The organism is Ralstonia sp. SA306, assembly GCF_054792405.1.
Genome location: NZ_CP096453.1, coordinates 52325 through 77767, shown reverse-complemented (window position 1 = coordinate 77767; position 25443 = coordinate 52325). Strand labels below are relative to the sequence as shown.

Here is a 25443-nt window from a genome sequence, read left to right as displayed (position 1 = left end):
TGGACTGGGCGCGAACGTCGCGCCCCTAGGGCGGGCATGGCCCGCCCACCCTTGCGGCATGACGGCACTGCCCAGCCTGCCGTAAGCAGTTTGCCCAGCATGGCGAACGGGCTTGCAGGGAAGGGTAGTCGAGTAAAGGCAACGCTGAAGTAGGGGCGTTGTCAGTCCAACCTGCTACTCGGTCCCGCGAGCCGCGCTGGCCGCGCGACAACCGCCTGGAAGGTAACCAACGCTACCATGTCCCCGGAGGGGGCCCCTATGCCCTTCGACCTGGGCGCGGACACTCCTGACGCTGACCGCCTTCCCTTCTATCCACTCGCAGCAGTCGGCCCGGCCCCTGCGCTCCCTGCACTGGCTTGCTCACGCGCCAAGCGCTTGCGTTCTTCCTGTTTGCGGATCAACTCATCCAACGGATTCGGCGGCTCTGCCTGGAACTGGCGGGCGTACAAGTCGAGGATGGCCCGCTTGTTGAGCATTGGGTTCTCCTTGGCCAGTTCTTCCGTGGTCTTGTAAGACCGCTCCGCTTTCTTCGGCGGTGCTGACGTGTCAGCGGCTTGCCGGACAGGTTCGCTCACGTTCGCAGCCGGAGCGGTCCGAGAGCGCGCCGGTTTCTCCTGCGGTGTCTGCCGTGCAATGAAGGCGGCCAAGGTCGAGAACGCCACGACGACCTGATTCGCGGCGAGGAATTGGCGCACCTGCTCGATGGTGTAACCCGCCGCCCGCAGCGCCTGAATGTCGGCGAGCCACGGATGCATTATTGAGCGTCGTCGTGCTGGCTGGACCTGATTCTGGAATTCCTGAACGTTCATATGCGCGCCAAAAAGTGACTCATGAGCCGCTAACGAGATTCGGCGAGTCACCGTATCGCGGTGATCGCATCATTACCGATCGATTCTTAGATAGCTCTGCATCAGTTCTGCATTGATTCCGCCGGATTCTAAAGGATTCTGTATCTCTATTCAGGAGTCTCACCATACTCTGGTAAGAGTATTGAATAGTTACCACTTAGATCAAAGTCGTAAGGCACGTAGTGTATGTTTACGTGATGCTCCGCCTCCCGTAAAATACAACGTGCCAAAGGGGCTCGCCCCTTTGAAACCCCCCGCGGCGTTGCCGCGTGGAACTGCGCGACAGGACGGCCCTCCGCGCCCCTGTTATGCGTAGCGCGACGCGCCCGATCCAGCAGCCCAACCCCGACAAGAAGACTCTGCGATGCCCAAACCGAAGCCCGAAGGTGGCCTGTCTAAGCCGATCAGCTTCCGGCTGTCGGAAGCTGATCGCGAGGCGTACCTGGCCAAGGTCGCGGCGTCTGGCCTGACCCAATCCGAGTTCTTCCGCCAGGCGGTGCTGGCCAACCGCACGCAGCTGGTGGCGCGTCTGAAGGCCACGCCCCACCGCGAACGCCTGCTGTTCATCTTTGGCAAGACGAGCCGCGACATCGAGCGGCTCGCGCGCCAAGCCAGTGCAGACCATGAGCGCGGCGCTCTGTCTGAGGAAACCTACATGCAGATGCTCGACCGGCTGCAGCTGATTGGTCGGTATCTGAAGGCCACGCTGGCCCAGGTGGACTGAGCAGCCCATGCTGATCCGCATCCGGCACTACCGCGAAGGCGTCAAGGAGTATCTGGAAAAAGGCCAGAAGCAAGACCGCGAGTTCACGCGCGACGAGATGGATGAGCGCGTCATCCTCGCCGGCGACCTGGACTTGACCGATGCGCTGATCCAGTCGATGGACAGCACCGATGCCAGCCGGTACATGAATGTCACGCTCTCGTTCAAAGAGGACGAGCTGTCGCGTGAGGTGCTGGCCGAGATCGTGCGTGACTTCGAGGCGTTCATGTTCGCGGCCTACCGGCCGGACGAATACAATTTCTACGCCGAAGCGCACGTGCCGCGTCTCAAGAGCTATCCCGATCGCAAGACGGGTGATCTGGTGGAGCGCAAGGTGCACATCCACGTCGTGGTGCCGGCGCTGAACCGGCTGACGGGCCGGCGTCTGGACCCCTTCGGCAAGGTCGACCAGCAAACGCGCTTCCTGGAGGCCTTCCAGGAACACGTCAATGCCAAGTACGGCTTGGCCAGCCCGCGCGACAACCGGCGCGTGGCCTTCACCGACTCATCGGAGATGATCAGCCGCTACAAGGGCGATGCGTTCGATGGGTCGAACCGCGAGCTGCGGTCGGCGATCCTGGACGCCGTGCTGGCGCGGGACATCACATGTTACGAAGACTTCCGATCGTTGCTGGCCGAATTCGGCGAGGTGCGCACGCGCAATGCCGGTCGCAGCAATGAATACGAGAACGTGAAGCCGCCTGGCGCGGCCAAGGGTGTGAACCTCAAGGAATACGTTTTCTCGCGCGAGTTCGTTGAGTTGAGCGCCGAAGACAAGCGGGCCGCGATGGAAGCCCGGGTGCATGCGGAATACGTCGCGCCTGGTCAGCCGCGCACCACGCCAGTCATGTTTCGTGAGGCGCTGGCCGAGTGGCATACCTCGCGGGCACGTGAAGTCAAATACCTGAACGGTGGCAGTCCGTTCTACAAGATTTATCGGGAAGCGCCGGCGGATGAGCAGCGCACGCTGCTGGCCGAGCGCGAGTTTCAGTTCTATCAACCCTATGGAGGTTTGGATGGCAAAGCACTCGACCGAGGCGAGCGCAGCGGGTATGGAGAGCACGGCGCCTGGCGTTGGGCCGAACGAGACGGTGGACGCGGATGGGGTGATTCACGCCCGGAGTTCGGAAGAGAAGTCGAAGCGCAGCCAAGCCAACGTGACCGGCGAGGCGGGCACGGGCGTGGTGGCGTTGACGTTGATGCAGATCGACCCCGCGCGGCGCCCGAATCCGCAGACCGTGTGCGAGGTCTGCCCTTCGGCGGTATGGATGGCCACCCCACGCGAGCTCAAGAGCTACTGCCGGCTGATCCACTACTGGAGCTGGGAGTCGAGCAAGCCGAACGAGCTGACGCATTGCGACGGGCTGGCGATTTCGCTGGAGCGGGAACAAGCGAACGAAGAAGCGTAAGTCTATCGGCCGAGGATCTAGCTTGGCGTTTTGTGGCAGCGCGGATGTATGACGCCTACCAAGCTGGCGACCCTGCAAGCCAAGCGCGCTTGCTTTCGGCCAGCGCTGCGAAGTTCACGCAGTACCAGTTTGCGCCACCACCAGGTGCCGCGGGTATACCAGCCCCATTTGGGCAGCGGCCGGGGCCGCGCAATCTGGCTGAGATCGAGGGCTTTGATGCGATCGGCTCGATGCCGTTTGAGCGCGCGCAGTCGGATGCAGGAATAAATGCAATTAACAGCCAGCCCATTAGGGCTGACGCTCCCCCCGGCCACTCGCAGCATCCGCCGTCATGGCCAGCGGCCGTGGGCGCCGGCGACATTGTGGTGCAGTTCAACAGCCGGGCGCGCACAGCGACGGGACGGGAAGCGGACAGTGTGCTGGATCAGCTGGCGCGAGATCTGTCGGAGCGGCGGGCTGCGCGCGGCGACATTGAGCGGGCCGAGTTCCGCGAGATCAAGGCGAACCTGGATGCGCAGCGGTTGCTGGATACGCTCTCGCGCACGCATGGGCTGATCGTCGACAAGTACGCGATCACCAAGGGTGCGGACGGTGGTGATCGCATCCGTGCCGGCATGCGCAACCTGAACGTATCGGATTTCCTGACGAAGGAATTGAATCTGTCCTGGGCAGATGCGGCGCAGCTGCTGCGCACAACCTATCGGGCGCAGACCGGCCGGGAGATTGAAGCGCCCTCACCACAGCGGCCGGAGCCGACGCCGGCGCTGTGGCGTGAGTTCATGCTGCAGCGTGCAGTCTTCGGCCAGGCTGACCGCGCGGCGTGGGCGGCGCAGCTGCAGAGCGAGCGTGAACGGCGCGAGGCAATCCGGTCGGCGTTCCGTGCGGCACGCAGCGCTATCGGTGAAGATCCGAAGCTGTCGCGGGCAGCACAGGTCAAGGCGGCATTGTCGACGGCGCGGATGACGCGCGTGGAGCAGGAAACGGCGCTCAGCCGCGCCATCACGGCCGAGCGCGATACGTTGAGGGCGTCTCGGCCGTCGCAGGAGGATCGTTACCTGGCGTATCTCGCAGCACGTGGCCAGCGCGGCGACACCGCGGCGCTGTTCGAGCTGCAGCGACTGCGCCCTCAAGAGCCGGCCGAAGATCCGCGCCGACTCACGATCCGACCTACGCGCCCGGTGCAGCCCAACGCGATCTTGTATGACGGTCCCGTCATCACGCACCGGGTGCAGCGCAACGGCGACGTGGAGTACCAGCGCAACGGTGCTGCGCTGCTGGTTGACCAGGGCAAGTCGGTGCGTCTGTGGCAGAACGATCGGGATGCGATCGAAATCGCCCTGCGCCTCGCGCAGCAGAAGTTTGGGCCGGTGCTGCAGCTGTCTGGACCGTTGGAATTCCAGATGGAGGCGGCGCGGGTGGCGGCAGATGCGCGGCTCAATGTTGAATTTGCTGATGGCGCAATTAACCGCATGTTTGTCGAGCGTAGGGACATTCTGCAAGAACTGGCCTCCCGTCGGCCGCAGGAGACGAGTCGGTCAACGCCACCATCTGGCAAGCAACCGGAGACGCCGACATTTGATCCTGGCACGCCATCGCCAGGCCATAGAGCAGATATATCGGATCGAGGCGCGCAGCCCCCGGATCCGGAGCTAGGCGGTGACATCGAGCGATAGGCTGCGGTTTGACGCTATGCCTACGCTTCCGGCATGCCGCAATGCTTAAAGTGCTAGGAGCCGTGGCGGCCGTCCTCCCCAAAAAACAACCCGTGGAAAAAAAGCCCGCGACTTATCGTGTGGGCTGAAAAGACGAGTGTCGGATGAGCCACCCTCAGCATGGATAAGTTCTACCGGAGCACTCGGCAGGCAACATCGCGAGCGGCCGGAGTCGCACTGAAATGTTGCGTGATTTCCGCTGGACCTGCCGCCCCTTCTAACTATGTCGTCGTACGCGAGCGCCGCGTTTGTTTCAGCCGTGATACAGAAATGCACGCTTCGTGCCGCTCAGTGCGACTGGAGACGGACGCATGCCCCGCAAAATCAAGGCCGAAACCGACATGGCACAGATGTCGCTCCATGCCCTGCGGGGAGGCGCGAGCCATGCCAACAATCACCTCGTAGCGCCATGCTCGGCACTTGCCGGCCGACTACACGCTTGAGCAGACCGCAGTTACCGCTGACGTTGCGATGACGCTGAACTTCGCGGCGGCCGCAGCCTCCACATCAGTCGTGCAACAACAAATGCCTTACATCGAGCCGCTTGCTGAGAGTGCATTGTCTGGCGTGGCGGCGCAGGTTCGTGGTCAGTCAAGACACAGCCCTGGCACCGGAGAACAAGCGAGGCGCGGCGGCGCTACGCAACACCTACGGGGTCGTGCAGGTGAATCAGATGGCTGGAATCGGGAATACACGAATACACGAATACACGAATACACGAATACACGACCAACAGTTTTGTGCTCCGTCCCCCGGCGGGCACTTTTTTTTATCGGCAACAAGATGAGAGGCGATCCCCCATAAAAGCCAAACAGATGGCCACTGCTGCACTCGCTCGGCAGGCCACGGTCGCCGCCCCGGCCCATGGCCGCGACGACAGTCCGCGCTCCTTCGGCACGATCATCAGCAGCGACATCCACGTGCAGGGCTAGGCGCGGCCGAAGCGTCATCGCGACGACTCCTCCTAAAACACGCGGTGAGGTGAGCAACTTCTAGGCGCTGCAACGAAGTCACGACGATATGGAGGCTTAAGGCGATCAGCGCTGTCTTCTTCTGCTGCTGCTGCGTCCCCCCGTCTTGCAGCCCCTCTGTCGTCTCGCAATGAAGAGGCGGACTAGCACAGGTGCCCCATAAAGATTTAGGTGGTGGTGCTGTGTCCCAACGCCCAGCGCCGGCAGTGATCAAGATATTGGCGTTCGTGTCTTCCCACCAGATCCACGATGCTCGTCCACAGCCAGAACGGCGCATCGATGGATTTACCGTGGCGCCGCTGTAGCTCGCGTCGCCACACCCCAGCATCGTTTCGCGAAAGTTGTCCCCCATGCGCGACACCGACTACCGCGCCGAGGTAGCGTGCGACTTCAGTGGCCTCCGCTTGCGGCAGCGTGTCAATCTCAAGTTTCAAGTCTTGGGGGAGCAACTCCGGCACGAAGACGCTGGTATCCAACACCCGCAGGGCAGCCATCCGGGTTCCCAGAAACGGCGCAAGGTGCGTTGCGCCCGCGACGACACGCTCGCCGTTGTCGCGCGGCATATTGGTCTGCGGCTGCCTGGGCGCCGCAGGCGCTGCAGCCTCCTTGAAATCCAATAGGCAATAGTGCCGGTTCTTCCCTGTTCCGACGGCAAGCAACGCTGCATAGCGGAGCCGCCCCAGCGAGCTGCATCCCTTTACCCAATACGCTGCATCCATAAGCTCAATCTGGTCCGCAGGCTCTCGGGAGTACAGGCGGGTAACGAGAAGGGGTAGCGTGGTTTCCCGACAAAGCGCCTCAAGCGCGTCGCGCTCCGCCTTGCGCAAAGGCCAGAAGCGTTTGCCGAGGGGGATCGTCGGCTTCGCGTCTTCGATGCGGTCGCTCGCGAGTTGCTTCCATGTTCTGCGGGTCGCAGCCTTCATGGCGGTCTTCGCTGCTGGAGGCTTGGGCGGAAGCCGATGCGTGGGGCCCGCCTTCAGAGCTGCCATGTAGCCCGCCATGAGCGCTTCGACCATCTGCGCGGTGACAACACCGGGCAGGTCCGATCCGCGTGCGGCCGTGGCGAGAGACACCCCCAGCCGGATCAGGTCGTGTGCCGGATTGCCGATGACTGTCTGGTCCATATCGCGGACCTGAATCGCGACCCGGCCGGCGGTGTCGCCCACAGGGCCAATGTTGCCCACGTGGCAGTCCCCACATATCCAGATGGCCGGGCCCGCTGGTAACGTGCTTGGGCTGATTTCTTCCAACCACTCGTAGAACTTTGTAGTGCTGCCGCGCACGAACGCGTGCGCGGACTTGGACATCTTCAGGTTACGCAGTTCTGCGAGCGCGACGTTGCGGTTGCGCGGTAGGACCGTCCCGCGTGTGGCCGAGTGGGTGGGGCCACGCTTCGTTTTGGTTGGCATATGCCGCGCTCCTTCTGGAAGATGTTCTCGGTCCACTCAACGCTGCACATCGGCAGACCTCTGAGAGTCATTTTTGCTCGGGCGGTAGGATTCCCATTGCACCGGCGGCGCACAGTTTTTCAGTACGCGACGGTAACGCGAGGGCGTCCTCAGTGTATCGGACCATATTCTCTGCGCCGACGAACACAGTTGGAAACCCAGCACGGCGTGGACGTGAAACGCCCTGGCCGCCTTTCGTATGGTCACCAGCTGCAAAGAGTCGAATTGTCCTGTCTCGCATTGCCTGCGATCAGAATGTGCGGCCGCTCAACGGCGGAGCCAAGCATGGCAAGGCAAGCAACAGTGGCCCAAGTATCGCGCCAAACGCTTGCAACCGGCGCACACCGCACGTTCCCGTCCATGAAGCGGAGGGCCTCGTCGGTCAATTAGCCTATGTCGGCATATGGGTCGGGGTTCCTATGCTTTGGGGAACACGAGTCCACACACTCGCGACAACCAGAACGGGGGGAGCCATGGCCGAGCTGTCAATCGCCCAAGCGCAACGCGCGAGCGGCACACATGGGCAACCAACGCCCGCACCGATTCCCCCTCGCAGTGCGACACGCGCGCGCGGCATCCACGGCGCGGCGCTGGTAATGGCAGCGGCGGCGATGTCTTTGGGGCTTACGGCCTGCGGCGGCGGCGGTGATGCCTCGCCCCCAGCGGCCAACCCGCCGAGCAGCAACGCCACGCCCGCCCCCACGCCCGCGCCCGCGCCCTCACCGGTGACAACCTTTGGCGTGGGCGGCACCGTCAGCGGCCTGACTACGGGCAAATCGGTCACTCTGCTGAACAACGGCGGCGACGCCATTACCGTCAGCGCCAACGGCAACTTCCGCTTCCCAACCGCGCTCGCGCAGGGCAGGCCGTACGCTGCGACGGTAGGCACCCGGCCTTCAGGGGAAAACTGCACCGTCACCAACGGCAGCGGCACAGTGGGCACCAGCAATGTCACCAACATTGCGGTGGCGTGCGCACCGCGGCCGCTGTTTGCGTATGCCGTGAACTCTAACGACGGCACCATCTCCGCCTTCACGCTGGACCTGACCACTGGCATTCCCACAGCCATCGGCACGGCAGTGGCCGTCGGGCTCGGGCCGCTGTCGCTCACCGTTGATCCGGCAGGCAAGTACGTGTACGTGGCCAACGCCAACGACAACACCATCACCACGCTGTCAATCAACCCGACCACCGGGCTGCTGACCATGGTGGGCTCGCCCACTGTGACCGGCATACAGCCGTTCAGCATCGCGCGCACACCCAACGGCAAGTTTGCGTATACGGCCAACTTTGGAGACAACACGCTCTCGGCGTTTTCGGTCAACACCGGCACGGGCGCGCTGACTGCACTGTCAGCAATCACGGCAGGCGCCAACCCGTACACCGTCACCATCAACAGCGCGGGCACCTTCGCCTACGTGGTGAACGCCAACAGCGGCAGCACCACCGGCACAGCCATGGCATTTGCCATCAACAACAGCACGGGCGCCTTCACGCAGGTGGGCACCACGGTCAACACCGGCAATACGCCGCAGTTCATCGCGGTCAACCCGGCCGGCAGCTTTGCGTATGTCGCCAACTCTGCAGACAACACGATCGGCATCTACAGCGTCAGCAACACTGGCGCACTCACCGCATCGGGCACACCGGTCGCGGCGGGCACCAACCCGTTCTATATGTCGATTTCACCCTCAGGCGGCTTCCTGTACGTGAGCAATGTGCTCAGCAATAACGTGAGCGTGTTCTCGATCAATCCAACCAATGGCGCCCTGACGCTTATCGACACCACTGCCACCGGCAACGCCCCCGTCACTGTCCTGCTGAACCCCGCAGGCACTTTCGCTTATGTGGTGAGCGGCGTTGACAACACCGTCACCGCCTACCGCGTGGACGGCACCACCGGCAAGCTGACCGCGGTGACGAATGGGTCGGCGGCCAGCGGCAATATCCCGCGCGGGATGGTGATTGCGGCGGTGCCCTGAAATTTCCCGGGTTGATCAATTGCATACCCTGTGTGGTCAAACGACCACCAAGGTCTGGAAATCATCAAGAAGGAAGCGACAAAGGCCACTGTGCATTGGTTACCGGCATAGCGTCGCCTGATTGGGTGGGAGGTTTTGATGAAAGCGAAACGAATCGGGGGAGGCGTGTTGTTGGCCTCCGCCCTCGTTGCCGGGTGGCTGATCGTATCGCCACCATGGGCCGGCGATGCGGACAATCTCGCTGTCGTGGCCAGCGCTACGGACCCCGGCAGCGGCGGTGAGAGCGGAAACAAGAAAGAAGCACCCGCATATACAACGGCGACGACTACAACTGCGCAACCCATGCGGCCCACTGTCGTGGCGGTAGCCACACCCAAGCCCGTGACTGGTGGCGCGCGCGCCTACGGCTACGGCGTCATGGATGAAAACGGACAGGTCATTCCACCGCCACGCACCGTGGTCATGACTGAAGTCCGTCCTGGTATGCCGGAAAACGAGGTAACGGGTACCGAACGTGGCCACAACCGTGGCCCCAACTTCAACCTCGGGCTCTACCGCCAAGCGGATGGCTCGGTGTATCGCCCATGATTGCCCATGAGCCGGAGAGTCATCATGAAGACGCTGTTTCGAAAGTTTCTCTGTGCGCTTGTATTTGCGGGCGGCCTGCTGGGCGTTTCGCTGACGGAGCTGTCTCAGAGCGCCACCTGCACCCTCGGGGTCGGAGCCATCTGCGTGACGATCGGCGGATCGGCATCAGCGCAGACCACGCCGGCCAAGATGCTGGTGCTGTACGACGCGCCCGCCAATGACCCGTACACCAACCTGGGCAAGGCGTACGCGATCATGCTGTACAACCTGCTCGCGCACTTCAACACCACCATCACCATGCTGCCCGTGCAGAACTACACGGCGGGCATGACCGAGCAGTACACCGCCACGTTCTACATGGGGAGCTATTACAACAACCCCATACCCGCGGCGTTCCTATCGGACGTGAGCACCACGCAGAAGACCGTCGTCTGGTTCAAGTACAACCTGTGGGAGTTGGCCTGGAACACGGCCTATCCGTTCACCACGCGCTACGGCATTAACTTCGTCAATCTGGCTGGCATGAATGCGACGCCGTCGGCCAGTGCACCGAACCCTGGCTTCTACGACACGATCACGTACAAGAGCCAGACCATGACCAAGTACTACGCCTTCAATGCTACGACCGGGGCCGTTACTGCAGACCCCGACATCGGCGTGACGGCGGTGGCCGATGCAACCAAGGCCACGACCTTGGTGACCATCTCCAACTCGGTCAGCCCCACCACGAAGCCGGCCGTGCCATATGTCATTCGCTCGGGAAACTTCTGGTACTTCGCCGACATGCCGTTCTCGTACATCGGACCGCGTGACCGCTACCTGGTGATCTGCGACATGCTGCATGACATTCTGGGCACCAATGCGCCCACGCTGCACCGTGCGCTTGTCCGTCTGGAAGACGTGAATGCCACCACGACGGTGTCTTCGATGCAGCAGTTGACGGACTACCTGTACGGCCAGAAGGTTCCGTTCTCGATTGCGACCATCCCGGTGTACACCGATCCGAACGGTGTCTATAACGGCGGCGTGGCGCAGACCATCCACATGGTCAACGCAACGGGGCTGAAGCAGGCGCTGAACTACGCCCGGGCGCGCGGCGGTCACGTCCTGATGCACGGCTACACGCACCAGTACAGCAACATTCCGAACCTGATCAACGCGGTCAGCGCGAACGACTATGAGTTCTGGCTCGCCACGCAGAACCGGCCCGTGAATGAGGATTCGACCCAATGGGCGGCCGGTCGCTTGTCGGCCGGGTTGCTGGAACTGCAACTCAACGGATACTTCCCATTTGCGTGGGAGGCACCACACTACCAGTCGTCGCCATCGGCCATCAAGGCTGTGCCGAAGTACTTCAAGAACACCTATCAGCGCGTGGTGTACTACACGTCGGATAACCCGCAGACGCTCGCTTCGACGGCGCCGGGACACGACTTCTCGGTCGGCCAGTTTTTCCCCTACATCATTCAAAAGGACTACTACGGCCAACGCGTGATTCCGGAGAACCTCGGCAATGTGGAATACAACATCTGCGCAATCGATCCGTCGTCTTGCCTGACGTACAACGTCGCGGACATCCTGACCAACGCCACCTACGCTCTGGTGGTACGCGACGGCTTTGCCTCGTTCTTCTTCCATCCGTTCTGGCTGGAGCCGGGGCTGGTTGCCACGGGCTTCCCTGACTTCCAACAACTCATTACCGGCATCTCCGCGCTGGGCTTTACCTGGGTGGATGCCAGCACGGCTCAGTAGCCAACTGAATGCGGATGCGCTCGAAACTGGCGAGGGGTTCAGAAGGGGCTATTCCAGACAGGAACACCGGTGGCATTAGGGGGATATGAAGAGGACCACCTCGGTGTTCGCTTGGTATGAAGCCATTGCAGGATCGCGCCTTGCGATCCACGAATGGGTTAGGGAGGGGGTGCGCGTTGCACCGATCTCTCTTTCCCAGCCTTCGTGGTGTGACGTTGAGCGTCGCGTTGCTGCGCAAGTTCTTTAGCCATCAGAATGCCCGCGTTCAACGCCATCCCCTCAGAGAGGAATCCCTCGGGCGAGTAGGCTGATGTCCATTCAGTTGGTGTGCCGTGATGCGGAACATAACGATAGTCACTCGACCATCGTTTGTCTGTCCGTCGCGCGGTATGGACCTCGACCTGGCCGTGACCGGTTTTCACTGAAATTTGCATCGAGGTTCCCCGCAAAAAACGTCAGCCCGCGCAGGTTTTTTTTGCCGTTTTGGCGCCGCAGGTTCTCTAGCGTAGTTGCGACCTATGCACTTATCTAGTCGCCTTGAGTGCACATTCCAACAAGACGAGCGCCGGATCTCGCTCGTCGAGCCGTAAATATTGGGTAGTTTCCCCCAAACCGGACCAGAGTCAGAGTTACTCTGGTCCGACGATAAAACGCTGTCCTGAATGTTCCGCAAGCAGGCTATACAAACTGTTCGATGGGCGGCTCAAGTGCCGTGCCTGCGGCAAGCGGTTTAGCTGGACCTGGGTGTGGGACCCGGTGCGTCTAAGCAGCCGTGAGAAGACGCGTTTGCTGGAGGTGTTCGTGCTCGGTGTGCCGGCGTATCGGCAGCGTTTCGATCCGTCGGTCAGCACCAAAACGCGAGAACGTTTTTTGCCGGTCTCAAGCTCCTGGATACGCTGCTGATCCGCGGAAATGACCTTGCCTTGAGCGGTAGCTTCCTTGGCCCACTCAATCTGAACCAAGGCTTGCCCGCAGACAGGAACAAGATCTTTACGCCCTGTCCTCCTGGGAGGTGGTCTGCATCGCGGCGCGCTCGCGGGCGTGCTCGATGGCCCGATGCAGGCGTTCCCGCAGGAGCCGGTGAACGGTTCGCCCGGCACCGTGCTTTATGGCATGCGCGAGATCCAAAACCCCTTCACAGGTAGCGCGATCACAAGCAGGTCGCGCGTGCGCGTGCTGGCGCGCAACGTCCGCAGCGAATCACACAGTACCCTTCTCGAACCGAGCCATCCCATCTAAAGCAGATCGGGTAAGGCCGAATGCAGCATGGTCAGCACTTGCGAGGGATCATCGACCCACTGACTTTGAACTGCCTTGGCTCTGCGAGCAACGTGATAAACGTTCCGCTTCTTCTTGGCCTGACTCGACCAACACAATCTGAAACTCACCCCATTTATCTATCTTTATGGTCACAGCGTCATTTTGGACAGCCACTCTTCTAACCACCGTTGCTGTCCAACTCCTCCATGAACGCCGTGATGGCCACCATCTCTTCTTCAGTAGCTTGAATACCCTGATTCAGTCCGCCCCATTCGTTCAACATGTCCTGAGGCGGCATGCCAGTGCTACCCATTCCGCTCAATGTTTTTCCAAGTTCTTCTGAGCGAGATCGCATCTGCTTGAGCTGCGACTCAAGTGATTTCATGCGTCTCCGGAGTGTTGCGGCGTCCTGGCCCGCCAGTTGAGGGAAGGCAGCACGATAGTCCATGTACTTGTCGCCATAGACGGTACGCCATCGCAGGAAGCCCCACATCTGCCACAGTTCGCGGCCACTGGCTTGCTGCGGCAACTGTTCGGTATAGGCCGGATCTTTGAGTGCGTCCTCTTCCGACTGTCCTTTGGCTTCGCGTTGCTGCTTAAGACGGGCCTGCAGTTGCAACTGCTCCTGTTCTTCTTTCGTTAACGGTGGGGGTGGCGGCACGCCGACCTTGGCAGTGAGCGCAGTGATCTTCACCGGAGGCGGATTCTTCAGCGCGGCATCCTTGGCGGCTACCGCATCGAGCGCGCTCTGCTGTTTGCGATACCAGACGTCGTTGTCGTCGCCCAGCGGCTTGAACCAAGCCCGTGAGTCATGCACGTAGCGCGAGAAGAACAGGTCGACCGCTTGCGGCACGTCCGTGTTCTCCCATGCGCTTTGCACCGCACCCCAACTGTCGAACTTTAAGCCGAGTGCCTGCTTGGCGCGAAAGAACAGCATCGCGCCTTGCACAGCGCCGACGGCGGGAATATAGGCGATAGGACCACCCGGTGCCTCGGGTACGGCATTCTGCAAAGCGGGACGACCGCCCACGCCGGCGACTCCAGAGATTAGCGCACCCAAACTGCTTGCACCGGCCTCGACCGACCACTTCCCGCCTTCCATGATCCAGCCGAGATAGTGGCCCTTGGCCCAGCTCGGCACCAAATTTTGGTAGCTCGAATAGCGCTTGACCCACTTCAGTTCCTCAGCCAATTCGGCATCGGAGGTCAGCAAGTCGGTCTGATCTGTTTTGGCGGCGTGCTGCACGCTCAGCATGCTGCCCACCTTGCCGAGCCACCGATGGCGCCAGCGCAGGAAGTAGCCATAGTGGTGATGAATCAAGTCCGGCGTTGCCGTCGCGCCAGTGTCGGCCGTCGCCGACCGGTAGGCGTTGAAGGCTTTGATCAGGTCCGGGTCGACTTTGAACTGGTCTTGCAATTCACGCGGTGCCGAAGATGGCCTCATCAACGGCACACCGGAGATGACCGCCTCGCGGTACATGTGCGACAACGGCACTTGCGAGAGTTTGGCACTGTCATCGGGTGTCCAATCCACGCGGCGACCTCGTCCTTGCTCGCCAGGCTCGTAGCCTCCCCCCAGGTCGGAGTGCACCCCCGGGTAGACGAACTCCTCCACGTTGTCGCCGTGCGCGCTGTCCAGTGGAAATGAGCCCCGCACTTCATGACCGGACACTAGGTGCACACACCGCTTGACGAGATCCGGGCCCGGGATACGCATCCACCGCTTCTGGCCCCAAGCGCCATGCCCTGACGCCATCGTCTCGATCATGCTTTGGGCGATCCCTGCTGATGCGACGGTATCGAACAGTCCCAAGAAATCGATCTGGACGGGGATACCGCAGAGGCTGAGCTTCTCGCCATTAGCGTCACAGGCATCGCGAAGCCAGTTACAGAACACGCGCGCCTGCGCCGAGCCGCGCGAGAAACCAAAGACGTGCAGACGAATGCGCTTGATGATCGGTTTGCGCTCCTTTGGCAGGTTGCCCAGAGCTTTGGCCAGCGCTGCCTTACGCTCGTTGAGCACACGACGCCGCCCCTTGGTGTTGACTTCGCGCCAGTTGGTGCGCGCGACCGATGTGAGCGAAGCAAACGAGCCAACGGTCGCACGCAGGTTGCGGTCGAACTCGCCATGGGCGCGATACCTGCCCTGCAGTTCGCGCTCGATAGTTGCGCCGCTGCCGAGGTTGGATATCTGGATCTCGGGCGCGTTGATGTCGGCGCTCATCTGCTTGACCAAATCTCGGTCTGCTGGCGCATTTGTTAGCGGATGGCCATGGTAATGAAAATGCAAGTGATTATGCATTTGCAACAGGCCCCAGTTGATACGACATTCGCCACCCCATCCGGCCGCTGCTCCTGCGACGGCGTGGATGCCGATGCCCAGGTCACCGACCTCCCTATAGAACGGGGTACCGACGCCTGCGGCATAGCTTGCAAAGCGGTAGCGCTTCAATTCCGTCGGTCTTGGATTTACCTCGAACAAATCAACTAGCCGTGCCACGTTGCTTTGTGCCTGTCGCGGGCGGTCGTTGTCCCTGTTATTGCGTGTGCCGTCGAAGAAGAACCCGAAATGCAACTCTTCCTCGCAGGGAGGCGGGACCTTCAGGTTGATATCCTGAAGAGATCGCTTGCGCGACATCTCCTGTTGCGAGAGTTCAAAGGGCGTGTCAGGGCACAGCGGCGCAAATTGAACGGTGGTCATCGTGGAACGGCGTGAAGGTGAGTTGTCTGCGAAGGTGGCTGCGGAGCGGGCCCCGGTCTATTTGCCTTTCGCTTTCTGCTTCTGTAGCGCTCTGTATTCCTCACGGTATTCGGGTGCGTAGCAAGTCTCGCGTTCTTGCGGAGGTTTTCGCTTCAAGCACGCATCAGTTGGGTCTTCAAGGTGATATGGGTCGCCTTCCCAGCCCGGCCCCCAGTCAGTCAAATACAGTTTGACTTCGTGATTCGGGAAAAACGCGACATAGAAATACGAACCGCCCTTCGGCGGATACTTCTCGACAGGAACTTGTTTCTCGTAGAGTGCCTTCTTGTCTTTCTCGTACAGTTCGTCGTCGCTCCACTTGATCGTCACCTTGAAGTTTGGGTCCCAATGTTTGGGCACGGAAGCGCTACCGATCCATTTGGTTCCGCCAGCATGTGGCACCATCCCTCCGGCCCACTCCCCATTGACGTAGACCGACCCGATCGGAATGTCGGTGTAGTTGAGCACGCCGATGGCGCCGCCCAGCGTTTCGTCTTCTACGTTCGCCCTTGGCGCCTCCGCTTTGCTGCACGCAGTGAGACCTAGCAGCGCGCCTGCAAGTACTACTGCACACAGTCGTTTTATCGTCTTTGCATTCATGCTGATCCCATCTCGATAGCCGCGTCTTTGGCCGCACGCAAATAATTCTGCAACGCCCCCGGCTCACGGTGAGCATCGCCCAGCAAAGCCAAGAGCCCTGGCTCCCGCAGGTCTGCTCCATTGGTCTCGAGCGCGTGCGCCGCGAGTTCAACAGTATCCGGTGTCGAGTCGATCGAGTACTTCTTGGCCAGCGCACAGGCTTGGGAGACAAGGCGGTAGCCGTCAGCCCTGCCTGTATCAGGAAGGCTGCCCGGTGATTCCCTATCGATCAGGTCGAGGATGGCGTCCGGCATGGCTGCGTCGATCATCCGGTCAATGTCTGCTTGTGGCAACACGAGTTGCTCGATCGGATATGTCGCTGGTTCGGCATGCGATTCTGAGAGCCACAGCGTTTCCAGTTCGCCGGCCCGATCGACGTAACACCAATGCAGTAGCGGCGCAGTGAGTTGCGACCATCCAGTAGGGTTCATTGCGCCCGGAAGTGCCGGCAGGACGCGCGTGTCGGCAAAGCGCAGTAGATAACGCGACTCGTCCTCCACCACCATCGGCTGTAAGCAGGGCTGCCACAGGCGCACTAGGTGTTCTGCCGGTTGCCACGACGCGACAAAGCTGAGCATTGGGCGTCCCTGACAGTGCCTGCCCAGCGCGTTTAGGATGCCGCCCAAGTCCACGCCGGCACGCCGGTCTAGCGGCAACAGATAGGGCGAGGCGGGCAGCAACTCATGCAGCCTGCTGGTAGTCCCGTACAGTGGAAAGGATTGCAGTGGTGCGGCGAAGGGCTTGCGGCCGTAGTCGAACACACCATCGACCAGGGCAAACCAGTGCGCGTCTGGCGCAGCGTCGATCGTCTGCAACAAGCCGTCAACCCACACAGCAGGATCACGGGAATCAACCGCGAAATACATAAAAGTCCTCTTCAATTACCTGTCTACACTCGCGCCACGGGAGAACCCGAGGTGGCCGCCTTCAATAGACATTCGAGACAGACGCTTTGCGGGAACGTCGGCAGCGGATAGGACTGATTCACCGGTCCGTCGAATTTGCGTTCCGCTGATTTGTAGGTAATCGGCCCGGGGCACTCGACCGTGATGTTGCCGCCCTCCAGCGTGATCGATGCCCCGCCGGCCGTGGCGATGCGAATGCGCTTGGCCGCCGCAAAATCCACGTTCATATTGGCCGACACCAGCTTCAGGTCCTGCTTGGCCATCAGCTTGAGCACGTCGTGCTGGGCCTGCACGTCGATGTTGTCTTGCCCGGCCGTCAGTTGCAGGCCGATGTTGTTGTCGCCAGCTTTCGACAGACCTGCCGCTACGCCGATCGCCTGACCAGCGTGCATGCGTGCCTGCTTGCCGATGGCGAGGTTGGTGTCCTGGCCGCTGCCCAGCGCGATGCTCTCTCCATTGGTGAGCTGCAGGTCTTGCCCGGCCACCATCACAAGGCCCGCGCGGCCCGCCAGGTGCGCGATGGCTTCGCTCTGATGCGGCACCTTGCCTTGCGTGGCGGTGTTGCCAGCGCTGGCGTCCTGCTTGGCGGCGTCGAGTGCCTTGCCGTCGACCATGCCCGCCACCACCTTGGCTTGCTTGGCAAGCGGGGCATCGTCGTTCTTGGCGGTGTCGAGTGCGGCAGTCTGATGCGTGACCGCGCCTTGGCCCAGCGATGACGTCAATTCCTTGGCTTGCTTGATCAGCGCAATGCCTGCCGCGTTGTCGCCGGTGGGCACGGCTTTGCCGTTGCTGGCGTCGCGGTAGGTGGTCAGCAGCAGGCCTGCCTGGCCGCGCACGGCGGCGTGGCCATCGGTGCGCAACTCGAAGCCTTGGCCACGGAAGCTGCCGCGCCGGTTGTCTTGCTGATGGACGAGATGGCCGAGGTTGAGCTGGCTGGATTGCTGCGTGGTGGCGAGCTGCGTACGCAACTGGCCGTCGCTGTCATCAAAGACGAGGTGGTTGTAGCCGCTGCCGCCGTGTTCCGCGCTCTTGAAGCCGGTGTGGGCGGCGGCGTTGCGGTGGCCCTCGGCCTCCGTGCCCATGCCGTGCCAAGCGGGGCTGTGGCCGCCGGCCACGTTGCCTTGCGCGCTCGCAGCGCTGTCGCTGCCTTGCTTGTAGAGGGCCGTGCTGTCGCTTTGGTCAGATGCGCCCTGGCCGCCCGGCGTGGGCGCAATGCCGGCCTCCCCTTGGCCGTTGTAAAGCGAGCCGATCACGACCGGCTGATCGATGTCGTCTTCGCTGAACTTGACGAGCACTTCCTGCCCGATGCGCGGCAGCCATTGCCAGCCCATACCGGAACCTGCCTGCCGCTGCGCAACGCGCACCCAGCGGCTGCTGCGGTCATCCGCGCGCTCGCCTAGTTGCCAGGGAAAACGCACGCGGATTTCACCTGCGGGGGTGGCGTGGTGTTCGCCCTCTCCGCCTGCCTGCGTCTGGCCGTCCGGGCCGACCACGATGGCGCTGTGCACGCCCTGCGCGGTGGGCGCGGCGTAGAGGCGGCCGCAATCAGGTTCTGTCACGGCCGGGCGCCACAGCCGACGTGCATCGCTTGCTCGAAACATTCCCGCGTAGCCGTGCGTGCGTGCGGCCTTGAGCAGATCGCCAGTTGGCGCGTTGCGCTCGACGGGGCCTTCTGCTTCCTGAAAACCGAAGATGCCGGGGCCGGATTCCGGCGCGCTGGGCGGCGTATCGAATTCCAGTGCGGCGTCGAGCCCGCCCAAACGCTGGCTGAGCGCGTTGTGCGTATCGACGGTCAGGTTGTTGATGCCGCAGTGCTCGACCAGATCCATCAACAGCGGATAGGCGCCTTCCACGTCTTGCGGCAGGTGCGGGCAATCCACAACCTGCAGGCGCGTACCGCTGCGCAGCGTGCGCACCGTGCCGCGCCCCGAAAACAGCAGCGCGCGCGCCTCCAGGCTTTCCATGACCTGTTCGGCAATGCGCTGGGCGTTGGCGGAATCGGGTGCGAGCGACGGGCTGATCGACAGATACGCATCCGGGCTGCCCGCGCTTGTGGCGAAGCGTGCGGGCGCATGGGCGCGAGCGTTCTGCTTGCCTTCCGGGTCCCACGCGGCCACCGCCACGCCACTTACGGTGGTGCGGCTATGGCAAGCGAGTTGCTGGATCGCGTCGCGCTCTTCCAGGCTGTGCGCGCGGTGGAAGCGGATACCGCCCGCCGCAGCTGATTCCGCGTCTTCCTGCAGTTGTGTGCTGTCGGCAAAGATCACCAACGTGTGGCCGCCATGCGCCTGATCGTCTTCCACCGTGGTGAAGCCGAGCCCTGCCTCGGCCAGCAGGCGCGTGACAAAGTGATAGTCGGTCTCGCGAAACTGGGCGATGTGCGTGCGCGTACCAAAGTCGGCCATGCGCGCTTCGGCACCGGCCGCATAGCGCCACGAGGCATATGGCTCGTACGGCGACAGCATCTGTTCAATGATGTCCGGCAGCGGCCGGTTCTGGAACACCTGGCTGTGGCGCTGCTGCGTGGTCAACCAGAACCAGGGCACCACGGTCAGGCGATAGCGCGTGAGGCTACCGTCCGCGCCAAGCTTCTCAGCCAGGCGGATCAGGCCTGTGCGCTTGGTCTGCGTTCCGTCGGCCAGCGTCGTGACCAACGTGACGCGCTGGCCCAGCAACGATTTGAGCGCGATGCGCGCATTGGCGCTGACGGCCACCACGCGCCATTCAAACAACTCGGACAGCGCCTCCCGACCGAGCCAGGCTTCCACCGCAAGGTCCGCAAGCGGCCCATCGCCTTCCAGCGTATACAGGCGTCGTGTTGGTGCGAAGAGGTTCTGAAGAAGGGTCGTGGCGTCCATCAGTGGTATGTCAGTTGGTGCTAGACGCCCGACGTACTGCAACAAGGCGGGCGCATTATTCTAAATGTACGCCACACCCAAAGTAGTAAATAATAGTCGCCGCCAGGTTAAGAAAGCGAAATAATTAGATTTTTGAATACAGATATTCGCGCATCTAAAATCATTCAGCATTGGAGGAATGCTGATTGCCGAAATTTGGCCGACAGCCGGTGGCGCGCAAGCTCGCAACTGAACGCCGCGCTGCGTGACTATGCGCCGTGCTTACGAACGCGTTGCCGAATAGCTTCGTCGCGCGCAGTCGCCGTATCCTTCCGCATTTGCCGGCTGATGCTTTTCGCCCGGGAGAGCGCGGTCATGCTCAGGAGAATCAGGCACGCCAGAACCGCCAGCGGTGTCGGAAAAACTCCGCCCAGCTTGCCGTGCAGGTCCATGATCGCTGGCCAAATTGCTGCACCAGGCACGTTGCTGGCCAGCGGGCCAAACGTTCTATCCATGTGCAGAAAATCCTTGTCGCCGGCCGGCACAGCCAACGCCGCCACCGCCAAGGTGACTGCAGCGTATAACAGCAGTGCAGCGAACAGATACAGAAAAGCAATAGACTTGGTCCGATTTTGTAGCATGATTATTCTTAAAACTCACCAGACGTTCACAAAATAAATGCAGCTATTTCACCATACAGGTCTGTGGCAAGCAATCAGCATAATCAAATCGGCGCGATTTATTCCGTTCAGTACCTCTGCATGGAACGGGGACAGCGGTCTGAACTGTTACGATTCGCGACCAGGTTACCGGCACAACCAACACGAGGCGGACGAAGTCATTCTTGTATTCGAGTGGATGGGCGGCCCTCCACAGCGCGGACGCAATTCGCTGCCGTATCCGCCTGGCGAATTGCTCGACATGCATCCATGGCGCATGTTTGTGTCAGCTCCGCTGCATGACCGCAAGGTTTTGAGGGTGTCGCATTTACGGTTCAAGTCCGCCGAAGCGCGCAATCATTTCTTCGGCAGGAACGATGGCCGGCGATGGCCACGCCGGATTCGAATGTTTTCGGGCGCGCGCAGGCGAAGGTTGGAGTTCTTGAAGGAGCTGCGCGCTGTCTACCGTTCCAACAACTGTTGGGTTTCCGTCCACTGAATAACGTTCGCAAGCTGGAGTGGGGGTGCGCCCGCGACCATTGGTGGTATGTAGCGCCCCAGCACGATCCGCGCAAATCACTGAAGTGCGCAAGGTCACCTGCTGTTCCTCGTCACGCTGCCGCAAAACGGGCGGTAAGCGGCGCTACGAAGCCGCCAACGTATGGGTGGGCGACTTACGCTGACGTTTTTTGCAAGCGCGTGATCTTGTCGAAGGTGGCCAGTTTGGCGTCTGGCAGGCTGGCGAAGCCGGACTTCGACCAACTCGCCGGCTCGCCTTTGACCGTCTCGATGTTGTAACTCCAAGAGCGACCCGTGAAGGACACCAGGATGCGGAAATCACCCGCGTAGAGCGTCGATGCCCCGTCAGCTCTGCGTCGCCAGGCGCGGGTCAACCAAAGTTCGCGCTTCGCAGCCCGATCCGGCGCTGGAGCCGCCGTCTGCTTTGGCGGTTTCGCGACCGACGGTGCCGACCGCACCCAGCCGCCGCTGTGCCAAATCATGGGAGGCGTTGCCTTCTGTCCCAAAGCGATTTCCTTTGCAGCCAGCGGGCTATCGCGCCCTGCTGTGATGGAAGTACAGGTAGCCGAGGCCGATCGGGGCGATAAAAATCGCCAGGCTCCAGCAAAACGCCATCGTGACCAACTTCCACCACAGGGCGATGAAGGCATTGACGAACAACACGTTCGAGCCGATCAAGAAGCCAACCACACCCTCGTAGACGAACCGTGCGTAGGGATAGAGAACGGTATTGAGGATCGCGATAATCACGAGCGTGAAGGGGAACGCGTGCTGCCCGGACGATGGCTTCGCGTGCGACAACATCCAGAAGATGAAGACGGGAAAGATCAGGCCGAATACAAAATGTCGGAAGTAATACGGGCGGGAGAGCCCACCAAAGGTTTTACTCAAAACTTGTTGCACGCGCGCTCCTTGTGCGTGAAGGTTGTGCTGACCGTTAATGCCGGCCGGTTGCCATCCATGACCGGCTACCGGACCGCGTCACCGAGATTTGCAGTTGACGGGCCTCACTGAACGACCTTGGCAGTCTTCAGCAAGTTTCCGACTACCTGTACCGTGGCGCGTTCGAGTTCCGCCGTCTCCAACGCCTGCTTAATGGCCGGCTTTACGGCGTCATATGCAGGCACTTGCGTCGGCCGCATCGCATCGAGCTTCACGATGTAGCGCTGGTTACCCACTTCGACTGGGGCAGCGCTGGTCGCACCCAGTTGCAATGCGGAAATCTCGCGCGCAAGTGCCAGCGGCAAGTTCTGCGTCTTGCCCTCTTCGGCCGGCACCTTGAAGCTCACCCAATCCATCTCGCCGCCACGTGTCTTGTTCGGCGCCGTGCTGTACTGCTGTGCCAACTTGGCGAAATCGCCGCTCTGCTTCAGTTGCGCGATGACCTGCGCGGCGGTGACATCGTCGCCCACCTGGATCACACGTGGCTTGTATTCTTTGTCGCCCAGGCTGGAGACGATCGCGTCATAGCGCGCTTTGACTTGCGCATCCGTCACCGGCGCGGGCTTGATGTTGTCTTTCAGCCAAGCCTGAGTGATGGCCGCGTCATGCGCCTCCTGTACGGCTTGTTTCACCGCCGGCAGCTTTTCGTAGGCGGCATTCTTGGCAGCCTGCTGGCGGAACAGTTCACGCGCGATCAGCTGCTGCTTGAGCGCTTGTACGACGTTCGGAGTCGCGGCCACGCCGGTCTGTGCAATCGCTCGGTCCAACTGGGCTTGCGTGATCTGCGTGCCGTTGACGACGGCCACAGCACCCGCCGGCAGGGCGTCAGCCCATGCGGATGAAATCGATGCTGCGGCCAATGCAGTTATGGCGAAGCGGTGGATCGTTGTGTTCATGTCAGAAATCCTTGTCAATAAGTTCAGTGCAAAGTCGGCGTCGACAATAGCGGCGCGTGCCATTTAGCCAAGTGGGACAGCGTCGCTCGGTGCTACCTCATCAGGTCCACTAGGGAAATCCAACCCGCCCAGCAAGTTCTGATAGATCGCCGAAATGGTCCCCACGACTAGGAACGTTGAGATCACTGCGGTTGCCGCCTGTAACACCGATCCAATCGGCGTCTGAGAAACGCCAACCATAGAGACCTGTCCCGTTGTCAGCATCAGCACGGACGCCACAATGATGGGCGCCGTGCCAGCGGTCATGACGACAAAGATCGACCAGACGCGCCCAGCCGTCGCATTCCACGAAAGGCGTAGAGGGGAACGTCCAGCATCCGTCGCCAAAGCGGGCAAAGCCAGAATGAGGCGGTAGTACAGGTAATAGAGCCCAAACTGACCAACCGCGCCGATCAAGCCCAACATCAATCGCAGCTTGGCAATCAACATGAACGCTGCGCCCGACAACACCGCAAGAAGACAGAAGGCGACCGTCTGAAGCGACCACGCATGATTATTCGTCTCTCGGCGCAGGACGAGTCGATATCCGGCCACTTGCAACGGCACCGTTACGAGTGTCTGCGCCATCATGAGCAGCGTCATGAAAAACCAGGGTCGGAACTCCCCGTTGGTACCCGCCACGGTCAGCATCAGAAGACCAACGGTGGTGAGCACCGTAAGCAAAGGGTGACGCAATGGAATTTGAAAGGCTGAACGGTATGCAGCCTTGATCGTTGCGCCTTTGGGAATCTTCATGTTCATGATCCTAGGTGTCGGATTGGCGTACCCGTTGCTCAATAAGTCCAGTTCAAGGTCGCCAACAGGACAGTCGGCTTGGCGCCGAGCTCGGCCGGCTGCACCAGCGCACGGCCAAGCAGCAACTCACTGGTCAGCACGTTCTTGCCATAAGCCGCCGATAGCCGCACCCCTACACCGGCACCCGCCAGGTACTGCCAGTGCTGCGTGGCCACCAACTGCGTCTGGCCTCCATCCAGGAAGACGTAGGGCTCGATCCGCACGCCCCCAGCCGAAGGCGCATTCGCCCACACGGCTTCGTTGCGCAAGGTCAGTCCCCGGTCTCCGCTAATGAGGCCCTCGCGGAAGCCCCGAACCGAGCTCATGCCACCCGCAAATATCTGTTCCGAACCGAACAGCGCCACATTCGACCACTGCGCAGACACCTGGCCGCGGTACGCCAACGCAGCCTTGCCAAAGCTCGGAAGGGGCAACTGCGTACTGGCGTTGCCATCGAGCTTCCAGAACTGGCTGTGCGCTTCGTCACGTCTGATATCTGGGGCATCCTGGCTAGCGCTGAGCGTGCGCATGCCGCGCGTGACGCCGACTTCCCAGGTGGCATAGCCGCCTTGGTTGTTCACGGCGAACTTGCGCAGCCCGTTGATAGCGACCCGCACCACCGTCAGAAACTGCGGATCGAGCAGCAGATTGTTGACCTCGCGCTCAGTGCGCCGGTGCGTGAGCGTAACGTCGAACGCGGTGCGCCCGGCTTGGTCGCGCTCGATTACGCGGTTCCAACCAAAGGTGTGCGCAAAGGTGCGGCCGTAGACGAGCGCCGTATCGCCGATGAGGTTGTTGTACTCCGAGAACGAGCCGGTATAGCTGAAGGTGTTGTAGCCGAACGGCACCGCCACCGAGGCAATGGCGGCATTGGTGTCGGTCGTGCCGATGTAGGACAGCGACAGCGCCTCCTGGAAGCCGAGCGCATTGTCTGCATCGATGCCGGCACGCAAACGCGTGGTGCCGGTGGCACGGCTGCCGTAGTTGTCCGTTCCAACGTTGAAACGGAAGCGGTCGCCCGGCTGGTTGGCCAGCGCAATGACCGAGGCGCCAGGGCTCTGGCCGGGCAGGATCTGCACCTCGGCCTGGTTGCGGCGCAGGCGGTTGATCTGGTCGACACCCTGCTCTAGGTCAGTCAGCTTTAGCGTCTCACCCACGGTGGGCATGGACCAGACGGTACCGGCGTCGGTCAGCCAGCCACCGTTCTGCGTACCGCTGGCGGTCGGCTGGTTCGGCACGGAGGTCCGGACCGTCTTCCCGTTGATCTGCAGGCTCTCCACCTTGCCCGGCACGACGGCGATGGTCAGAACGCCCTCTTTGAGGTTCTGCGGCGGCAAGTAGGCGCGCGTGGTGACGAAGCCGCGTTGCACGAACGCTTCGGTGAGCCTGCGAAGCAGCAGGTTGATGCGGTTGGTGCCCAGATCGCGATCGACAAACGGCTGGGTGATGCCCGCCACCGTGGCGTCGTCCAGCACCGTATTGCCGCTCAATTGGATCCGGTGAATGGCAAAGGTGGTGCCGGGCTCAGCCACGGATTCGACGTTCGCGGCGTCCGGCACAGCCTGCGGCACCTGAATTTGCGGCGGAGGTTGGTTGGCCTCGCGGCGGCGCTCGGCCTCCTGGCGTTCACGCAAGGCACGCTGGGCCGGGTCTTCGAGCGGCGGGGTCTGGGCGTGGGTGGTCGTTGCAAGCAGCAGTGCTGCCAGGGCCAGCGGCGTGAATTTCAGCAACATGTGCAT

Annotated in this window: 18 protein-coding genes; 6 read left to right on the top strand and 12 right to left on the bottom strand. The window is 61.6% G+C overall.

From position 1 onward, the window contains the following. Positions 1-308: 308 nt before the first annotated feature. Positions 309-809: a hypothetical protein gene (locus M1D44_RS25620; protein WP_045204864.1), complete on the bottom strand. Its 501-nt coding sequence runs from the start codon at positions 807-809 to the stop codon at positions 309-311. A 403-nt stretch (positions 810-1212) separates the two neighbouring features. Here M1D44_RS25620 and M1D44_RS25615 point away from each other — a divergent pair, with 403 nt between their 5' ends. Further along, positions 1213-1572, top strand: coding sequence for a plasmid mobilization protein (locus M1D44_RS25615; protein ID WP_045204865.1), 360 nt, complete (start codon positions 1213-1215; stop codon positions 1570-1572). A 7-nt stretch (positions 1573-1579) separates the two neighbouring features. Then, positions 1580-4693, top strand: a complete 3114-nt coding sequence (locus M1D44_RS25610; RefSeq protein WP_052672820.1) for an LPD7 domain-containing protein — start codon at positions 1580-1582, stop codon at positions 4691-4693. A 1177-nt stretch (positions 4694-5870) separates the two neighbouring features. On the opposite strand, the gene M1D44_RS25605 is transcribed toward M1D44_RS25610, so the two are convergent. Beyond that, positions 5871-7112, bottom strand: a complete 1242-nt coding sequence (locus M1D44_RS25605; RefSeq protein ID WP_439004795.1) for a DUF2252 family protein — start codon at positions 7110-7112, stop codon at positions 5871-5873. Between the two features lie 512 nt (positions 7113-7624). Here M1D44_RS25605 and M1D44_RS25600 point away from each other — a divergent pair. The 4 genes from M1D44_RS25600 to M1D44_RS25585 all read left to right on the top strand — a co-directional run bounded on the left by M1D44_RS25600 (position 7625) and on the right by M1D44_RS25585 (position 12712). Then, positions 7625-9133, top strand: a complete 1509-nt coding sequence (locus tag M1D44_RS25600; RefSeq protein ID WP_439004794.1) for a lactonase family protein — start codon at positions 7625-7627, stop codon at positions 9131-9133. 138 nt (positions 9134-9271) lie between these two features. Next, positions 9272-9721 carry a hypothetical protein gene (locus M1D44_RS25595; protein ID WP_439004793.1) on the top strand — a complete coding sequence of 150 codons (450 nt, stop codon included), beginning with the start codon at positions 9272-9274 and terminating at the stop codon, positions 9719-9721. 24 nt (positions 9722-9745) lie between these two features. Further along, positions 9746-11473: a DUF2334 domain-containing protein gene (locus M1D44_RS25590; protein ID WP_439004792.1), complete on the top strand. Its 1728-nt coding sequence runs from the start codon at positions 9746-9748 to the stop codon at positions 11471-11473. A gap of 1056 nt (positions 11474-12529) precedes the next feature. Then, on the top strand, positions 12530-12712 hold the full coding sequence (locus tag M1D44_RS25585) for a hypothetical protein (protein ID WP_461241634.1): 183 nt from the start codon (positions 12530-12532) through the stop codon (positions 12710-12712). Positions 12713-12911: 199 nt separating this feature from the next. Here M1D44_RS25585 and M1D44_RS25580 read toward each other — a convergent pair whose 3' ends face one another. The 10 genes from M1D44_RS25580 to M1D44_RS25535 all read right to left on the bottom strand — a co-directional run bounded on the left by M1D44_RS25580 (position 12912) and on the right by M1D44_RS25535 (position 25437). Further along, positions 12912-15434, bottom strand: coding sequence for a T6SS phospholipase effector Tle1-like catalytic domain-containing protein (locus tag M1D44_RS25580; protein WP_439004790.1), 2523 nt, complete (start codon positions 15432-15434; stop codon positions 12912-12914). Positions 15435-15491: 57 nt separating this feature from the next. Next, the gene (locus M1D44_RS25575; protein ID WP_439004789.1) at positions 15492-16073 is read right to left on the bottom strand and encodes a DUF3304 domain-containing protein; all 582 of its coding nucleotides are present in this window, start codon (positions 16071-16073) and stop codon (positions 15492-15494) included. Continuing rightward, positions 16070-16978: a DUF4123 domain-containing protein gene (locus tag M1D44_RS25570; protein WP_439004788.1), complete on the bottom strand. Its 909-nt coding sequence runs from the start codon at positions 16976-16978 to the stop codon at positions 16070-16072. The genes M1D44_RS25575 and M1D44_RS25570 overlap by 4 nt, the downstream gene beginning before the upstream one ends. Positions 16979-17001: 23 nt before the next feature. Beyond that, positions 17002-19875, bottom strand: a complete 2874-nt coding sequence (locus M1D44_RS25565) for a type VI secretion system Vgr family protein (protein ID WP_439004787.1) — start codon at positions 19873-19875, stop codon at positions 17002-17004. 248 nt (positions 19876-20123) lie between these two features. Next, on the bottom strand, positions 20124-20495 hold the full coding sequence (locus tag M1D44_RS25560) for a hypothetical protein (RefSeq protein WP_439004786.1): 372 nt from the start codon (positions 20493-20495) through the stop codon (positions 20124-20126). 692 nt (positions 20496-21187) lie between these two features. Beyond that, positions 21188-21514, bottom strand: a complete 327-nt coding sequence (locus M1D44_RS25555) for a hypothetical protein (RefSeq protein ID WP_045204900.1) — start codon at positions 21512-21514, stop codon at positions 21188-21190. A gap of 49 nt (positions 21515-21563) precedes the next feature. Then, positions 21564-21935 carry a hypothetical protein gene (locus M1D44_RS25550; RefSeq protein WP_045204901.1) on the bottom strand — a complete coding sequence of 124 codons (372 nt, stop codon included), beginning with the start codon at positions 21933-21935 and terminating at the stop codon, positions 21564-21566. 104 nt (positions 21936-22039) lie between these two features. After that, positions 22040-22870, bottom strand: a complete 831-nt coding sequence (locus tag M1D44_RS25545; protein WP_045204976.1) for a peptidylprolyl isomerase — start codon at positions 22868-22870, stop codon at positions 22040-22042. Between the two features lie 63 nt (positions 22871-22933). Further along, positions 22934-23665 (bottom strand): hypothetical protein, encoded by a 732-nt coding sequence (locus M1D44_RS25540; protein WP_156158408.1) that lies wholly within the window; start codon positions 23663-23665, stop codon positions 22934-22936. Between the two features lie 38 nt (positions 23666-23703). Further along, positions 23704-25437: a ShlB/FhaC/HecB family hemolysin secretion/activation protein gene (locus M1D44_RS25535; protein ID WP_045204903.1), complete on the bottom strand. Its 1734-nt coding sequence runs from the start codon at positions 25435-25437 to the stop codon at positions 23704-23706. Between the last annotated feature and the right edge of the window lie 6 nt (positions 25438-25443).

Excerpts from the sequence above, each read along its gene's own strand:
- M1D44_RS25585 (WP_461241634.1), top strand. The coding sequence starts at position 12,530 with ATGCAGGCGTTCCCGCAGGAGCCGGTGAACGGTTCGCCCGGCACCGTG.
- M1D44_RS25565 (WP_439004787.1), bottom strand. The coding sequence starts at position 19,875 with ATGGACGCCACGACCCTTCTTCAGAACCTCTTCGCACCAACACGACGC.
- M1D44_RS25575 (WP_439004789.1), bottom strand. The coding sequence starts at position 16,073 with ATGAATGCAAAGACGATAAAACGACTGTGTGCAGTAGTACTTGCAGGC.
- M1D44_RS25610 (WP_052672820.1), top strand. The coding sequence starts at position 1,580 with ATGCTGATCCGCATCCGGCACTACCGCGAAGGCGTCAAGGAGTATCTG.
- M1D44_RS25570 (WP_439004788.1), bottom strand. The coding sequence starts at position 16,978 with ATGTATTTCGCGGTTGATTCCCGTGATCCTGCTGTGTGGGTTGACGGC.
- M1D44_RS25620 (WP_045204864.1), bottom strand. The coding sequence starts at position 809 with ATGAACGTTCAGGAATTCCAGAATCAGGTCCAGCCAGCACGACGACGC.
- M1D44_RS25580 (WP_439004790.1), bottom strand. The coding sequence starts at position 15,434 with ATGACCACCGTTCAATTTGCGCCGCTGTGCCCTGACACGCCCTTTGAA.
- M1D44_RS25600 (WP_439004794.1), top strand. The coding sequence starts at position 7,625 with ATGGCCGAGCTGTCAATCGCCCAAGCGCAACGCGCGAGCGGCACACAT.
- M1D44_RS25595 (WP_439004793.1), top strand. The coding sequence starts at position 9,272 with ATGAAAGCGAAACGAATCGGGGGAGGCGTGTTGTTGGCCTCCGCCCTC.
- M1D44_RS25590 (WP_439004792.1), top strand. The coding sequence starts at position 9,746 with ATGAAGACGCTGTTTCGAAAGTTTCTCTGTGCGCTTGTATTTGCGGGC.
- M1D44_RS25540 (WP_156158408.1), bottom strand. The coding sequence starts at position 23,665 with ATGAAGATTCCCAAAGGCGCAACGATCAAGGCTGCATACCGTTCAGCC.
- M1D44_RS25555 (WP_045204900.1), bottom strand. The coding sequence starts at position 21,514 with ATGATTTGGCACAGCGGCGGCTGGGTGCGGTCGGCACCGTCGGTCGCG.
- M1D44_RS25535 (WP_045204903.1), bottom strand. The coding sequence starts at position 25,437 with ATGTTGCTGAAATTCACGCCGCTGGCCCTGGCAGCACTGCTGCTTGCA.
- M1D44_RS25560 (WP_439004786.1), bottom strand. The coding sequence starts at position 20,495 with ATGCTACAAAATCGGACCAAGTCTATTGCTTTTCTGTATCTGTTCGCT.
- M1D44_RS25545 (WP_045204976.1), bottom strand. The coding sequence starts at position 22,870 with ATGAACACAACGATCCACCGCTTCGCCATAACTGCATTGGCCGCAGCA.
- M1D44_RS25605 (WP_439004795.1), bottom strand. The coding sequence starts at position 7,112 with ATGCCAACCAAAACGAAGCGTGGCCCCACCCACTCGGCCACACGCGGG.
- M1D44_RS25615 (WP_045204865.1), top strand. The coding sequence starts at position 1,213 with ATGCCCAAACCGAAGCCCGAAGGTGGCCTGTCTAAGCCGATCAGCTTC.